Consider the following 12,274-nt stretch of genomic DNA (forward strand, 5'->3'; position numbering starts at 1 on the left):
CGAAAAATAACACAAGAGTAAAAATAAACAAAAAGCGCATCTTCAGATGCGCTTATCATAGACCATGTTAATCAGCAAACGTTCCACTTGTGGCAATTTTACACCGACAAACAGTCTAACGGTAGTACCAATCAGTTTACGCTCTCTTTTAGCGCTTTACCCGGTTTAAATCCAGGCACTTTTGCTGCAGCAATTTCGATTTCTGCACCCGTTTGCGGGTTACGGCCTGTACGCGCTGCACGCTCACGTACAGAGAAAGTACCAAAACCAACCAGTGAAACAGTATCACCATCTTTTAATGACTCTGACACCGCTTCGATAAATGCATCCAGCGCACGGCCTGCTGATGCTTTTGATAATTCTGCGTTGTCAGCAATTGTGTCAATCAGTTGACTCTTGTTCACGATATATCCCCTTATGAACCTAACCACATTCAAAGTGGCGAATGATTATAAACCCTCCTTTGTTCATATATCCTAACGAACAAAGAAGAAAAAACAAATTCTGTATACCTTATAGCGGCACAAAAAAACGCTGACAAGATTTTTATCACTATCAGCGTTTTTTCATCTATTAATTTTGCTTCATATCACTGTTTTCGGTCTTTACCAGCTCGATCCCCGAAGGATTGTTAACTAGTGCAAGTTGCAACACTTCATCAATCCAGCGGACTGGGTGAATGGATAAATCGCCTTTCACGTTGTCGGGAATCTCTTCCAAATCACGCTCATTTTCTTTCGGAATGACCACGGTTTTGATTCCACCACGGTGAGCAGCCAAGAGCTTTTCTTTCAAGCCCCCAATAGGCAGCACTTCACCACGAAGTGTAATCTCACCTGTCATTGCCACATCGGCGTTAACAGGATTACCAGTTAAGCTAGAGACTAGAGCAGTACACATCGCAATACCGGCACTTGGACCATCTTTTGGTGTCGCACCTTCTGGAACGTGAACATGAATATCACGTTTTTCGTAGAAATCAGGTGAGATACCCAATTTCTCAGCACGAGTGCGTACCACGGTCATTGCGGCTTGAATTGACTCTTGCATCACGTCACCCAGTGAGCCTGTGTAACTCAACTTACCCTTACCAAGCATGGATTCAGTTTCAATGGTAAGCAAATCGCCACCAACTTCAGTCCAAGCGAGACCAGTAACCTGACCAATTCGATTGTTGTCATCCGCTTTACCATAGTCAAAGCGTTGCACACCAAGATAGTCTTTCAAGTTATCTGCGTTGATTGTTACCGAGGTTAGCGCTTTATCCAGTAAGATCTCTTTCACCGCTTTACGGCATAGCTTTGAAATCTCACGCTCTAAACTACGTACACCCGCTTCACGTGTGTAGTAACGGATAATGCCGATTAGCGCACTATCTTCAATGCTAATTTCGTGCTCTTTTAGTCCATTACGACCAATTTGCTTGCTCAATAGATGGCGCTTCGCAATATTGAGCTTTTCGTCTTCGGTATAACCCGACAAACGTATCACTTCCATACGATCCAATAATGGACCCGGAATATTCATCGAGTTCGACGTCGCAACAAACATCACATCCGATAAGTCGTAATCGACTTCTAGATAGTGGTCGTTAAACGCATTGTTTTGCTCGGGGTCAAGCACTTCCAGTAACGCCGATGAAGGATCGCCTCGCATGTCTGATGACATTTTGTCGATCTCATCCAACAAGAACAGTGGGTTTTTGACTTCCACCTTTGCCATTTTCTGAATAAGTTTACCCGGCAAAGATCCGATGTAAGTGCGTCGGTGTCCACGAATTTCCGCTTCATCACGAACCCCACCCAGTGCCATACGCGTATATTTACGCCCCGTCGCTTTCGCAATGGATTGGCCTAGCGAGGTCTTACCAACCCCTGGCGGTCCAACTAAGCACAGAATCGGCCCTTTCAGCTTATTGATTCGGTTCTGAACCGCTAAATACTCGAGAATTCGTTCTTTAACGCGCTCCAAACCGTAATGATCAGCATTTAGAATCTCTTCTGCTTTAGCAAGGTTCTTCTTCACTTTAGAACGCTTCTGCCAAGGTACGCTGATCATCCAATCAATATAGCTACGAACAACGGTGGCCTCTGCTGACATCGGCGACATCATCTTAAGCTTTTGCAGCTCTTGCTCTGTCTTCTCTTTCGCTTCAGCAGGCATTTTTGCTTCTTCAATCTTCTGCTTTAGCGTTTCAAACTCGTCAGGAGCATCGTCTAACTCACCAAGCTCTTTTTGAATGGCCTTCATCTGCTCATTCAAATAGTATTCGCGCTGGCTCTTTTCCATCTGCTTTTTAACGCGACCACGAATGCGCTTTTCAACCTGCAATAAGTCAATTTCTGACTCCATCATCGCCATCAAGAACTCAAGACGTTCAGTAATGTCGACAATTTCCAACACCTGCTGCTTATCTGAAAGCTTCAGCGGCATGTGTGCTGCAATGGTATCAGCCAAACGGGCGGCTTCTTCGATACCTGACAGGGAGGTGAGGACTTCAGGTGGGATCTTTTTATTGAGCTTAATAAAGCCTTCAAATTGACTGATAGCGGTACGAATTAAGACTTCTTGCTCACGCTCTTCCATCTCAGGCGTTAGCATAAACTGCGCCTCAGCCTGGAAGAACTCGTCTTCATACATACGCTCGATCTTCGCTCTCTGCTGCCCTTCTACCAGCACCTTAACCGTGCCATCGGGCAACTTTAGGAGTTGGAGGATGGTGGCAACTGTGCCAACGTCATACAGATCTTCTAACGTTGGGTCTTCTGTTGCGGCATCTTTTTGCGCGACTAACAATACTTGTTTGTTGTTATCCATCGCTGTCTCAAGGCAACGAATCGATTTATCACGACCAACAAACAACGGAATAACCATGTGCGGATATACCACTACGTCACGCAGCGGTAGAACCGGGATTTCGAGGCGCTCTGAACGCTCCAAGTTCATATTATTCTCTCTTCCATTCGGACTCATTAATGAGTATATGGGGCTTTATTGCTAAGATTCAACGTTATCTCGCCGATAAAATAAAAAAGGAGGCAAATGCCTCCTTTTTAAACTTAATTTGTCGTTATTTCAAACAATCATTCCGCTCCAGCGGCTTGATTATCAGTATTTTCATAAATCAATAATGGCTCTGACTCACCGTTAATTACTGACTCATCAATTACGACTTTACTCACATCTGTTTGAGATGGAAGATCATACATGGTATTTAGCAATACAGCTTCCACAATTGAACGTAGGCCACGTGCGCCAGTCTTACGCTCCATGGCTTTCTTAGCAATCGCTATCAACGCATCATCACGGAACTCTAGATCAACCCCTTCTAGCTCTAATAGAGCAGCATACTGCTTAGTTAGGGCGTTCTTAGGCTCACGCAATATCTGCACCAACGCTTCTTGATCCAACTCATTCAAAATCGCGGTAACCGGTAAACGGCCGATGAACTCTGGGATCAAGCCATATTTGACTAAATCTTCTGGTTCTACCTGCTCAAATAAGTCACTCAGTGTGCGTGAAGCATCTTTAGTGCGTATATCTGCACCAAAACCAATGCCCGTTCCGGTTGTTACACGCTGCTCGATCACCTTATCCAAGCCCGCGAAAGCACCACCACAGATAAACAAGATTTTCGAGGTATCTACCTGCAAAAACTCTTGCTGAGGATGTTTGCGTCCACCTTGAGGAGGTACGGAAGCAATGGTGCCTTCTACCATTTTTAGCAATGCCTGTTGAACACCTTCACCAGATACATCACGGGTAATAGATGGGTTTTCAGACTTGCGAGAAATTTTGTCAATTTCGTCAATGTATACAATGCCGCGCTCAGCTTTGGCGACATCATAATCACACTTCTGCAGCAGCTTTTGGATGATGTTTTCAACATCTTCTCCAACATAACCGGCTTCAGTTAGCGTGGTTGCATCAGCCATCGTAAACGGAACATCAAGCATTCGTGCCAATGTTTCTGCAAGCAGCGTTTTACCACTACCTGTCGGGCCAATTAACAAGATATTACTCTTACCGAGCTCTACACCTTCACTGTTAGTATCACCATTGCGTAAACGCTTATAGTGGTTATATACGGCGACTGCTAGAACTTTTTTTGCGTGTGCCTGCCCGATGACATAATCATCAAGGTTTGCCCGAATCTCCTGAGGAGTCGGAAGATCACTGCCATCACGTTTCGGCATCACTTCTTGTATCTCTTCGCGAATAATGTCGTTGCACAAATCAACGCATTCATCACAAATATATACAGAAGGGCCTGCGATTAGCTTGCGAACTTCATGCTGGCTTTTTCCGCAGAAAGAACAGTAAAGCAGCTTGCTGCTACCACTTTCTTTTCGCTTATCCGTCATTCGCTAACCTCGTTTATGGACGTCAGTCCGATTTCTACTCTGTTTAGAGTTTATAACAACTCGTCTAACTTTGCTTATCTCCGTTGAACGCGGAAGATAAAAGGTTAGGCGCGATGTGCTAACACAGCATCAACCAAACCATATTCCACTGCCTGATCTGCTGACAGGAAGTTGTCCCGATCGGTGTCACGCTCGATGATGTCGAGAGGTTGACCGGTATGTTTGGATAGTAAGCTGTTCAGCCTGTTCTTAATGGTTAAAATTTCTTGAGCGTGGATCTGGATGTCTGAAGCCTGGCCTTGGAAACCACCTAACGGCTGGTGAATCATCACGCGCGAATTAGGCAAACAGAAACGCTTTCCTTCAGCGCCACCCGCCAATAAAAACGCACCCATTGAACAAGCTTGACCCATACAAACTGTACTCACATTTGGCTTGATAAACTGCATGGTGTCATAAATAGACATGCCCGCAGTCACTGAACCACCCGGTGAATTAATGTAAAGGAAAATGTCTTTCTCTGGATTTTCTGACTCAAGAAACAGTAGTTGTGCTGCGACTAGGTTCGCCATGTGGTCTTCGACCTGACCGGTCAAGAAAACGATACGATCTTTTAACAAGCGCGAGTAAATATCGTAAGAGCGCTCGCCACGTGACGTTTGTTCGACCACCATTGGCACCAATGCATCCAAAATTGGTGACATCGCATTTTTCTCTTGGAAGCTCATAATCTTATATCCCTAAAATAAATGGCCCGAATGAAGTGTATCATACGGACCATTATTAGCAGTTGATTTGAACTGATGTCAAACCTTTAACAACAATTATGCTGCTGGTTGCTGATTCATTAGTTCGCTGAAGGCAACTTCTTTTTCAGAAACTTGTGCTTTCGCTAATAGTGCGTCGATTGCTTGCTCTTCCAAAGCAACGTTACGCATGTTGTTCATTAGCTCTTCGTTCTTCTCGTAGTAAGCAACAACTTCTGTTGGATCTTCATACGCAGAAGCCATGTCAGCGATTAGCGCTTTAACACGCTCGTCATCTGCTTTTAGCTCTTCTGACTTGATCACTTCACCTAATAGTAGACCAACAGATACACGACGATGTGCTTGCTCTTCGAACAGCTCACGTGGTAGCTCAGGCATGTTCTTCGCGTCGCCACCAAAACGTTGTGCCGCTTGTTGACGTAGAACATTGATCTCTTGATCGATTAGCGCAGCAGGGATTGCAATTTCGTTCTGCTCAACCAAGCCGTTAATCACTTGATCTTTGATGCGGTTCTTCACTGCTTGCTTCAGCTCACGCTCCATGTTTTTGCGCACTTCTGCTTTAAGCGCATCAACACCGCCTTCAACAACACCAAACTTAGCAACGAACTCGTCGCTTAGCTCAGGTAGTTCACGCGTTTCAACTTTGTGTAGCTTGATAGCGAAAGATGCTGCTTTACCTTTTAGGTTTTCTGCATGGTAATCTTCTGGGAAGCTCACCTCAACAGTGAACTCGTCGCCCGCTTTCTTACCTACAACGCCATCTTCGAAGCCAGGAATCATGCGGCCTTGACCCATCTCTAGTGGGAAGCTCTCTGCCTTACCACCTTCGAACTCTTCACCGTCGATAGAACCAGTAAAGTCCATAGTTACACGGCTATCAGCTACAGCTGCTGCTTCTACTTCAGACCACGTTGCTTGCTGCTTACGTAGCGTTTCTAGCATTTCAGTGATGTCTTCGTCTTTTACTTCTACCATTGGCTTTTCAACAGTAACTGCATCCAGACCTTTTAGCTCGATCTCTGGGTAAACTTCGAAAGACGCTTTGAATACTAGATCTTTACCTGCTTCAGTCTCTACAGGTTCAAATGTAGGAGCGCCTGCTGGGTTAACTTTTTCAGCAACGATTGCTTCAATGAAGTGACGCTGCATAACTTCGCCCATCACGTCTTGACGAACAGAAGCACCAAACATTTGGTTAACTAGTTTCAGTGGCACTTTACCTTTACGGAAACCATCGAAACGACGCGTTTTCGCAATGTTGCGCAGCTGTGCAGTCACAGCATCTTCAATGTTCGCAGCTGGGACAGTAATAGTAAGTTGACGACCTAGGCCTTCAGTGGTTTCAACGGTAACTTGCATTTTCTTATAAACCTCAAAATTAACTCAGGATGACTGAGTAAATGGTCAGTACAGTAGTACCAACCGTGGCATCCTTTCTTGCTACGGCATTGTCATCATGACGCTACCATAACACCTGAATTTGCTGTCGCGAATCAAGTCTAGATCACGCATACCTTCAGGGATGGAAATAAAGACGCGACATTATAACGATCTCATTCGCTATCGTCGAGACAGCCATGACGAAACGTGATTAATCCGTGTTATTGGGGCGAAATTTCGGCTTTCAAGGCCAAAATATGAAAAAAAATGATTTTTATCGCCCTACGTGATTAGAACTGTGAAAGGCTTAACAGAGTACGTTGCCAAATAACGCACAGCACAATTTGGCAGATAAAGGCGCATCACTGTAGTCATGACTATCATCATCAGGAAATATGCGTTGGTTCGGTGGGGTTACTTCGCTTGTTGGCCTTACTTCTGGCTGGCGTTAAGCGATGGGGCCGCGCTTAAATTATTGCCTATTCATCGCTAACTACATTAGCTACTGCACTAAATATCGTAGATACGAAAAAGGCCTCAGCACCGTAAGGTGTTGAGGCCTTCTCAAAATATGGCACGCCCTGTAGGATTCGAACCTACGACCACATCCTTAGAAGGGACGTGCTCTATCCAGCTGAGCTAAGGGCGCATCTTTTATGTGTGCTGATTATACGTCCCCGCCAACGGACGTCAACGCTAAACCCAAATAAAATCGTGATTTTATGTTCGTTTGCTCAATCTATCATCGCTCTTAATGGGAAACCGTCGTCAGTGATGATTTTTCCCTCACCTTCTCACCTCGCCTCTACTTAAAAGCGTAGCTCGATCACTCCGGCGCAAACGATTGCGCTGGATGTGAATGCGACTATCTGCAACAATAACAACACGAATGCAACTGGATTAAGCAAGGAATGACATGCCAGCACAATTGATTGATGGAAAACTGATTTCGCAAACCATTCGAAATGAAGTCGGCGCCAGAGTGAAGGCGCGAATAGAAGCAGGGTTACGACCACCTGGGCTGGCAGTGTTATTGGTGGGTGATGATCCTGCTTCGCACGTCTACGTGAACAGTAAACGAAAAGCCTGTGAAGAGGTGGGCTTTATCTCTAAATCATTCGATCTGCCCAGTAACACATCGCAACAGCAGCTACTTTCGCTCATCGATGAGCTAAATATGGATAACAGCATCGATGGTATTTTAGTTCAGCTCCCTTTGCCAGCGGGCATCGATACCACACGGGTAATCGAACACATTCTACCCGACAAAGATGTCGATGGCTTTCACCCTTATAATGTTGGTCGCCTCTGCCAGCGCATCCCAAAGCTGCGTTCATGCACGCCGCGCGGCATCATCACGCTACTCGAACGTTACAATATCCCCACGCATGGCAAACACGCGGTCATTGTTGGCGCATCGAATATTGTGGGCCGCCCTATGACCCTGGAACTTTTGCTGGCCGGGTGCACAACCACCACTTGTCATCGTTTTACACAAGACTTAGAAAAACACGTACAACAAGCAGATATTCTCATCGTCGCCGTTGGTAAGGCTCACTTCATTCCTGGCGAATGGGTTAAGCCTGGCGCAGTGGTTATTGATGTGGGTATCAACCGACTTGATAGCGGTCAATTGATTGGCGACATTACGTTTGACTCAGCCGTCGAACGAGCCGCCTATATCACCCCGGTGCCTGGGGGCGTTGGTCCTATGACAGTTGCAACGCTGATCGAAAATACGTTATTGGCCTGCGAGCAATATCATCAGAAATAGCCGTATTGGAAGAAATAAAATAAGGCTGCCAGAGGCAGCCCTATTTTTCAGCACCATTTACATGCGTTATTTAAGCAACTGACGTAAATAGTCTTCAAATGCCGAGCCCATCTCTTTGTGGCGTAGACCATACTCAACAAATGCTTTCATATAACCCAACTTGCTTCCACAATCATGGCTTTTGCCCGACATATGGAACGCATTAACTTGCTGCTTCTCCATCAGCATGTCGATTGCGTCAGTCAGTTGAATTTCATCGCCCGCCCCCGGTGGAGTGCGTTCAAGCAGCGCCCAAATGTCAGCTGGTAAAATATAGCGCCCTACAATGGCAAGATTAGACGGCGCCTCTGCTTGGGCGGGCTTTTCTACCACTGCCGTCATCGCAGAGCTCTCACCGGCTTTAAGCTCGACACCTTCTATGTCTGCAACCCCATAATTTGATACCGCCTCCATTGGTACCGGCTCAACCATAACCTGACTAATGGCTGTCTCTTCAAATAATGCCACCATTTTTGCCAAGTTATCACGCTGCAGATCACTCGCCACATCATCAAGAATAACATCAGGGAGTACCACGGCAAATGGGGCATCGCCCACTAATGGGTGCGCGCACAATACAGCATGACCCAACCCTTTCGCCTGCCCCTGACGCACATGCATGATAGTGACGTCTTTCGGGCAAATGGATTGAACTTCATCAAGTAGCTGACGCTTAACGCGTTTCTCTAGCGTGGCTTCTAGTTCGAAGGAGGTATCAAAATGATTTTCAATCGAGTTTTTCGATGAATGCGTGACTAGAATAATCTCTTTAATTCCAGCCGCCACACACTCATTAACGACATGCTGAATTAATGGCTTATCAACAATGGGCAGCATCTCTTTGGGAATTGCTTTTGTTGCCGGTAACATACGCGTGCCTAGGCCCGCGACCGGTATCACTGCCTTTTTAACTTGTGGCATACCACTTCCTGTTTAAAAATAACTTTAAAGTGCGCGATTAGATACGCTAACTTCGACTTGTTTTCCCATCATGGTAACAAACATAATGGAACGTTTCTCACCATCGGGTTCTTTATAAATAGCATCATAACCCTTGAATTGGCCATGTTCTAAAACAAAGGCTTCACCAGCTTGTGGCATTTCGCTCAATTTTTCACTATTTTTCTCGGCATTTTCTGCCTCCATAATAGCAAAAACAACCTCTTCAGAAACCTGTTGCGGATAGCCACCAAAACGGACAAAGTCTGCAACACCTCGAGATGAGCGTACAGAAGTAAAAGAAACGGCCTCAGGGTCAAACGAAACAAACATATAACACGGGAACAAAGGCTCTACGACTTCTACGCGCTTCCCGCGTCGTAATTTCTCTATTGTCACTGTCGGGTAGTAGCAATTTACCCCCTGCCGGTTTAAATTCACCAGCGCGCGTTCCTGTTCGCTGCGTTTACAATACAGCAAATACCAAGGGTTCATAGCTTTCTCTATCTTCTGTTGACTTGCCAAACCGATTATAGAGAGGTCACCGACTGAATGAAACCGAGGATAACTGCTACAAGCGTGATATTTCCTCCAAAAAAGAGCGCTTGCCTTAACGTATTGGGTGAATCGTTACACTAAATGTCGCAGCCCCAACCTCCGACAGGGATATTTTCACCCCAGAGTCAGTCAAAAAACTGCGGTAAATATGATTATTTTTTGCGCCCTCACCTAACCAATTTAAAGGTGCTAGATGCTGCGTCTGCTGCGCGCAAATTAAGTTGCCGCCAATGCCGGCAGGTAATACGTGTAAAGAACGGTCACAAGCATTAAAAACACCAAAAAGTCCCTTGATCGGTACAGCATATCCTGATTCCATCATGCTATTTTCAAGCATATTTACCAACGCCATGAGATCATACTGCTGACCCATGCGGTTACGCAGATACTCATTAAAGAACGCACGGATGAGTAAGGTTGTCGCTGTAGCACTTTCTTGCGCTGATTGTGAATCGACCAAATAGAAAACCAACCGGCCATCCATTAACCATGTATAGTCAAGCATCACTGGAGAATTATCCGCTGCCTGCAACACTTGGTAGCGCAACTCCCAATCACCAGATTGAGAAGCAGGCTCTGGCATTAAGCCCAACAACAAATCCCGAGCAGCTTGTGGGTTTTGCTTCAACTCTTGTAAGTGTCGCTCCAACTCATCGTTTTCACTTTTAACCCCATCGACGTCAAACCAATGATGTGAAAAGTCCTGTTGCTGGCTAATCGCATCATCTGCACTTAGCAAAATAGACTCTAATGCTGACCCCAGTATTCGAATGTCTGTCAGCGGTTTGATAAGAAAATCTTTAACACCTAAGCGTAGCGCGCTAGCCACATCTGACATCTTCTCAGTGCCAGATAGAACAATGACTGGCAACATTGGGTACTGGATGCCAACTTCTTCTACAAATTCCATCCCCGTCATTACTGGCATAGATAAGTCACACAGAAGCACATCCGGTATCGATTGTCTAAGCGCGCGCAACCCATCAAGGCCGTTTTCAGCCTCGATAACCTGACACCCTACCGATTTTAAGTACTGGGTAACCATATGACGGAAAATTGGGTCATCTTCAACAACCAGTACCTCTGTTCCTGCAAGCACAGAGCCCTCCTCTTCTACCGTTAACCTCGATGCCATTGTATTAATGCCATTTGCTCGACTATTTTCATTACGCATATCACCGCCAATTTGTACTCGACCTTCTAGCGTGACAACCAGATCAACCAAGGAACATTTCATGATGAACAAAAAAACTTACCGCAGCTCAGCCCGGCACGATGCTCTTGACGCCTTGTACTCTCTTTATACAAGCGTAGTCTGAAAGGCATTCAATGTCGCATTCTCCTTTGTTGGCAAGTTTTACGTCGCTACTGAGTGTATAGTAATTAATAATAATCCGCCTTTAAAGGCGTACAAACGTACAAACTACGATTAATAATAAAAACCACAAAAAAAACAGTTATCGTTGAACCAACCTGATATACAATCAATGCTTACATTTTTAAAAATTTTGACATTATGAAACTGGATGATTTAAATATTTTTCGCCTTGTGGTCGAAAACGGTAGCTTTACAGCGGCATCTCGTAAAACCCAGATTCCAGTTGCAACGCTAACTCGACGAATTCAAGCACTAGAAGAGTCGCTGAATATTCGCTTACTTAACCGACACGCCCGTAAACTCTCCCTCACTGAAGCAGGAAAAAAGTTCTACGATGAGTGTGGTCCATTGCTGCAGCAACTGGTTAATAGCACTGAACATATTAGTGAAGAAGTGCGAGGCGCATCAGGAAAATTGCGCATAGCCGGCCCATTTAACCTGACTAAAACCGTCTTGCAACCGATGCTCAATGCCTTTATGGCTGAACACCCATCCATTAACATTGAATTATCTATCAGCCACTCAGAACAACTCGACCCAACAGATTGGGATCTGATCTTTCGCGTTGGGCCGCAACGAGACTCAAGCCTCATTGCAAGGAAAATCAGTGCCGTCGAAGACATCCTTGTCGCCAGTCCTGATTATCTGCGTGACAATCCCGAGCCAACACATGCCAACGACTTACATGCGCATTCTTTGCTAAAAGGCCAGCCACTTTTACGTTGGCGCTTGTCAAATAAACAAGGCGAAACCGTCACCATCAGTGACCGAGGCCGCTTTGAAGCGACGCAACTAAATGTGGTTAGAGAAGCCTGCTGTGATGGCTTAGGCATCACACTAATGCCACAGCCAATGCTGCAAAAGTACATCAATAGTGGGCAAATTGTCCGAATCTTAAGCGAATGGTCAGCTAACCCGCGTGATATTTATATGATGTACAACCATCGAGATCATCAACCCGAAAAATTACGCCTGTTTATTGAGTTTGCTAGCGACTACTTTAAATTTGGACATTAAATCAAACAGAAACCGACACAAGGGCGCTTAGCGCCCTTTTTTTGTTCCTACTTTA

General features: G+C 45.3%; 10 protein-coding genes and 1 tRNA gene. 2 read left to right on the forward strand and 9 right to left on the reverse strand.

Translation table 11 applies throughout. The features are described from left to right. Positions 1 to 131 precede the first annotated feature (131 nt). The 6 genes from ACKLNH_RS02260 to ACKLNH_RS02285 all read right to left on the reverse strand — a co-directional run bounded on the left by ACKLNH_RS02260 (position 132) and on the right by ACKLNH_RS02285 (position 7,163). Positions 132 to 419: an HU family DNA-binding protein gene (locus ACKLNH_RS02260; protein ID WP_413110759.1), complete on the reverse strand. Its 288-nt coding sequence runs from the start codon at positions 417 to 419 to the stop codon at positions 132 to 134. 154 nt (positions 420 to 573) lie between these two features. Next, the gene (lon, locus tag ACKLNH_RS02265; RefSeq protein WP_413110605.1) at positions 574 to 2,946 is read right to left on the reverse strand and encodes an endopeptidase La; all 2,373 of its coding nucleotides are present in this window, start codon (positions 2,944 to 2,946) and stop codon (positions 574 to 576) included. Between the two features lie 137 nt (positions 2,947 to 3,083). Then, a complete protein-coding gene (gene clpX / locus ACKLNH_RS02270) occupies positions 3,084 to 4,364 on the reverse strand; it encodes an ATP-dependent protease ATP-binding subunit ClpX (RefSeq protein WP_413110606.1) in 1,281 nt (426 codons plus the stop codon). Positions 4,365 to 4,468: 104 nt separating this feature from the next. Continuing rightward, entirely contained in the window at positions 4,469 to 5,092 is a 624-nt protein-coding gene (gene clpP / locus ACKLNH_RS02275; protein ID WP_413110607.1) for an ATP-dependent Clp endopeptidase proteolytic subunit ClpP, read from the reverse strand. A gap of 96 nt (positions 5,093 to 5,188) precedes the next feature. Continuing rightward, positions 5,189 to 6,493, reverse strand: a complete 1,305-nt coding sequence (tig, locus tag ACKLNH_RS02280) for a trigger factor (protein WP_413110608.1) — start codon at positions 6,491 to 6,493, stop codon at positions 5,189 to 5,191. A gap of 593 nt (positions 6,494 to 7,086) precedes the next feature. Further along, positions 7,087 to 7,163 (reverse strand) — tRNA-Arg (locus tag ACKLNH_RS02285). 267 nt (positions 7,164 to 7,430) lie between these two features. Between ACKLNH_RS02285 and folD the strand changes: the two genes are divergently transcribed. Then, positions 7,431 to 8,288: a bifunctional methylenetetrahydrofolate dehydrogenase/methenyltetrahydrofolate cyclohydrolase FolD gene (folD, locus tag ACKLNH_RS02290; RefSeq protein WP_413110609.1), complete on the forward strand. Its 858-nt coding sequence runs from the start codon at positions 7,431 to 7,433 to the stop codon at positions 8,286 to 8,288. Positions 8,289 to 8,354: 66 nt separating this feature from the next. Here folD and galU read toward each other — a convergent pair whose 3' ends face one another. The 3 genes from galU to ACKLNH_RS02305 all read right to left on the reverse strand — a co-directional run bounded on the left by galU (position 8,355) and on the right by ACKLNH_RS02305 (position 11,061). Continuing rightward, positions 8,355 to 9,248: a UTP--glucose-1-phosphate uridylyltransferase GalU gene (galU, locus tag ACKLNH_RS02295; RefSeq protein ID WP_413110610.1), complete on the reverse strand. Its 894-nt coding sequence runs from the start codon at positions 9,246 to 9,248 to the stop codon at positions 8,355 to 8,357. A gap of 24 nt (positions 9,249 to 9,272) precedes the next feature. Beyond that, positions 9,273 to 9,761 carry a transcription/translation regulatory transformer protein RfaH gene (gene rfaH, locus ACKLNH_RS02300; RefSeq protein ID WP_413110611.1) on the reverse strand — a complete coding sequence of 163 codons (489 nt, stop codon included), beginning with the start codon at positions 9,759 to 9,761 and terminating at the stop codon, positions 9,273 to 9,275. 115 nt (positions 9,762 to 9,876) lie between these two features. After that, entirely contained in the window at positions 9,877 to 11,061 is a 1,185-nt protein-coding gene (locus tag ACKLNH_RS02305) for a response regulator (RefSeq protein WP_413110612.1), read from the reverse strand. A 279-nt stretch (positions 11,062 to 11,340) separates the two neighbouring features. Between ACKLNH_RS02305 and ACKLNH_RS02310 the strand changes: the two genes are divergently transcribed. Then, positions 11,341 to 12,219: a LysR family transcriptional regulator gene (locus ACKLNH_RS02310; protein WP_413110613.1), complete on the forward strand. Its 879-nt coding sequence runs from the start codon at positions 11,341 to 11,343 to the stop codon at positions 12,217 to 12,219. Positions 12,220 to 12,274 lie beyond the last annotated feature (55 nt).

This window comes from Thaumasiovibrio clandestinus, assembly GCF_047250365.1.
GTDB lineage: Bacteria > Pseudomonadota > Gammaproteobacteria > Enterobacterales > Vibrionaceae > Thaumasiovibrio.

Excerpts from the sequence above, each read along its gene's own strand:
- lon (WP_413110605.1), bottom strand. The coding sequence starts at position 2,946 with ATGAACTTGGAGCGTTCAGAGCGCCTCGAAATCCCGGTTCTACCGCTG.
- clpX (WP_413110606.1), bottom strand. The coding sequence starts at position 4,364 with ATGACGGATAAGCGAAAAGAAAGTGGTAGCAGCAAGCTGCTTTACTGT.
- clpP (WP_413110607.1), bottom strand. The coding sequence starts at position 5,092 with ATGAGCTTCCAAGAGAAAAATGCGATGTCACCAATTTTGGATGCATTG.
- tig (WP_413110608.1), bottom strand. The coding sequence starts at position 6,493 with ATGCAAGTTACCGTTGAAACCACTGAAGGCCTAGGTCGTCAACTTACT.
- folD (WP_413110609.1), top strand. The coding sequence starts at position 7,431 with ATGCCAGCACAATTGATTGATGGAAAACTGATTTCGCAAACCATTCGA.
- galU (WP_413110610.1), bottom strand. The coding sequence starts at position 9,248 with ATGCCACAAGTTAAAAAGGCAGTGATACCGGTCGCGGGCCTAGGCACG.
- rfaH (WP_413110611.1), bottom strand. The coding sequence starts at position 9,761 with ATGAACCCTTGGTATTTGCTGTATTGTAAACGCAGCGAACAGGAACGC.
- ACKLNH_RS02305 (WP_413110612.1), bottom strand. The coding sequence starts at position 11,061 with ATGAAATGTTCCTTGGTTGATCTGGTTGTCACGCTAGAAGGTCGAGTA.
- ACKLNH_RS02310 (WP_413110613.1), top strand. The coding sequence starts at position 11,341 with ATGAAACTGGATGATTTAAATATTTTTCGCCTTGTGGTCGAAAACGGT.